Origin of the sequence: Bartonella sp. AP88HLJMH (genome assembly GCF_042195605.1) — a bacterium.
In the GTDB taxonomy this organism is placed as follows: domain Bacteria; phylum Pseudomonadota; class Alphaproteobacteria; order Rhizobiales; family Rhizobiaceae; genus Bartonella.
In genome coordinates this window covers 1-2,521 of record NZ_JBHIOR010000059.1, presented here as the reverse complement: position 1 = coordinate 2,521, position 2,521 = coordinate 1, and the positions used below count along the sequence as shown (strand labels likewise).

The following is a 2,521-nucleotide window of genomic DNA, read 5'->3' as shown; positions in this document are numbered from 1 at the left end:
ATCATATTGATGTCTCAGAGAGCGAATTGACTTATGGCGGTTTAGACTTTCAAAGCACCAATGCCCTTGATATTCACCATGCGCGGCTACAAGCCGTGACAGATCAGGGTGGAACTGGAGATATTCTCTTTGTTGCTCCAAGCGTTATGGTTGATGAGACAACGTCTGTTTTAGCAGCCAGAGATTTCGTGATCAAAACGGGGGAGCTTGGAAATAGCGGTCAATTGGCATCGGGGCAGGATTTAGTCTTTAGCGTGACGGGGGATGTGACCAACAACAAAACGGGCTTAATTTATGTGAAGGGCAATGGTGCTTTACAAGTTGATGGTGCTTTGCTCAATGATTTTGGCACCATAATGACAGAAGGTGATTTATCTTTCACCAATGCAGCTGGCAGCGGAAAAAGCCTTTCGCTTGTGAATAAAGCAGGCTTGATTCAAGCTGGTGGAAACTTAAATATCCAAACCAACACCCTGAAAAACGAAGCTGATAGCACGCCTGTCATCACGGAAAAAACGGAATATAGCGATATTTCTTTCCAAAAACCAAAGGGTTCTGATCAACTCAGTGATGGGATGTTATATCAGGAGGACCCCAATCTTTGGGGAAAGGGGCACGAATATCAAGAAGATAAACTAATAGGAAAAGGGCATGTAGAACTTTTTTTGGATATTCCACTTTGGGCGAGCAAAGAAGGAACCTATGGCACTGCAATTTCAAGCGATGGAATAGTTTATAAGGCATTCACTTGGAAACATAAGTCTATAAAGAAGGAATTGTCTGTACACCGGTATCAATGGAATGGTGATAGGTGGGGGGTCTTATCCCCAAACAAACACTGGTCACACATGACAGAAAAGACTGTCACACAAGCATTTTCGCATAAACCAACTGTTTCGGGGGTAATACAATCTAGTGGCAATCTCATCATTAACGCTGATACCATTGACAACCATTATAGCTCTATGAGAGCAGGGGGAAATGCCGATATCCACGCCAATGTGCTGACCAATTTAGGGGCAACGGCTTATAAAAACACTTATCTTGGTTGTCAGGCTAATACAGACAGTTGTTATGGCTATAAAGCTGATGGAAGCCGCGATGTTTCTTTAGATATAGCCAATGGCAAGGATCGCCAGATTGGTTCAGAAGCTTTGGAGAGTGTTCCTGGTCTTGTCCAAGCGGGTGGCACTTTAAATCTGGTGGTCGATCAACTCAATAACACGGCAGCGGAAGGTTCCATTACAGGGGATGCGCATTTTGAAGCAAAAACCGTTGAAGGCAATCCACTGGAGTCCTTAAGTGGTTTAACCGGGGTTGATGCTCTCTTTACACCAAAAGTGGATCTCAATAATACAGGGGAACTTTCTGAGGGGCTCCCTTTACCAAAGCCCCAATCGGGTGGGGTTGGGGGCACGCTGCCCAATCAAAATTTCATTTATGAAACTAGAGCAGAATTTCTTGATGTTGGCAAGTTTTATGGCTCAGCCTATTATTTGAACAGAATTGGCTACAATCCTGACAGAGAGATTTTTTTCTTAGGCGATGCTTATTTCGAAAAGGAATTGATTGAAAAACAAATGCGTGATCTTGTTGGTCAAGGTTTGGGCAAAGGTTCCTTTATTCCTGGAAGTGATGCCATTGAACAAGTCAAAACCTTGCTGGATGTCGGGGCAGACTATGCAAAAGCCCACAATCTCCCCTTTGGTGAGGCTTTGAGTGAAGAACAATTGGCATCCCTAGAAGCCCCGATGGTGATTTATGTGCGCCAACAGGTCAAGGGCATGGATGTTTATGCACCGGTGCTTTACATCCCCGAAAAAGACAGAGCCTCCTTTGTTTCTGCTGGGGCTTTGATCATGGGCGATGATGTCAATATCACCAGCCAAAATACGAGCAATTCCACAATAACCAATTCAGGGCGGATTGCGGCAAATCACCAATTGCATGTGCATGGTGGGGATATTTTTAGTAAAGGGGGGCATTTTGCGGCGGGTGGGGATGCTGTTCTCCTTGCGGAGAAGAATATTCGTTTAGATGCAGGGCGCACAACGGTTGACGGCGTGGAGACCGTTTTAAACACCGAAGCGCTTTCTGCTGGGGGTAATGCAACGGTGATTGCCAAGCAAGATATCACAGCCTCAGGGGTGGGGATCACTACCGGAGGTAATCTTGCCATGGCTACAGAACAAGGTAACTTGACGATCGGTTCAGCAGAAACCCATTACCATGGTGAACAGGGTGATGCCACCATGCATCATAAATCAGAAGTCAACTCTGGAGGCTCAACGACACTTGCCTCTGGAAAAGATTTGAATATCTTAGGCTCTGATGTTCAAACAAAGGATAAACTTCTCTTGCAAGCTGAGGGCAATGTTTCTATTGATGCCACACGCAACAGCATGGACAATCAGAGTGGGAGTGAAACATCTCATGTTGCTTTACACAATGGCTCTCATTTAAGTTCTGGAAAAGAGACCACTGTTCTATCGGGTGGCGATATCCATATGGCTGCTTCCGA

1 protein-coding gene is annotated in these 2,521 nt (G+C 45.2%); it reads left to right on the top strand.

Annotated features, from left to right (window positions below; all coding sequences use genetic code 11):
* The coding region (locus tag ACFIMA_RS09430) for a hemagglutinin repeat-containing protein (RefSeq protein ID WP_375693771.1) at positions 1-2,521 on the top strand (2,521 nt) is incomplete at both ends.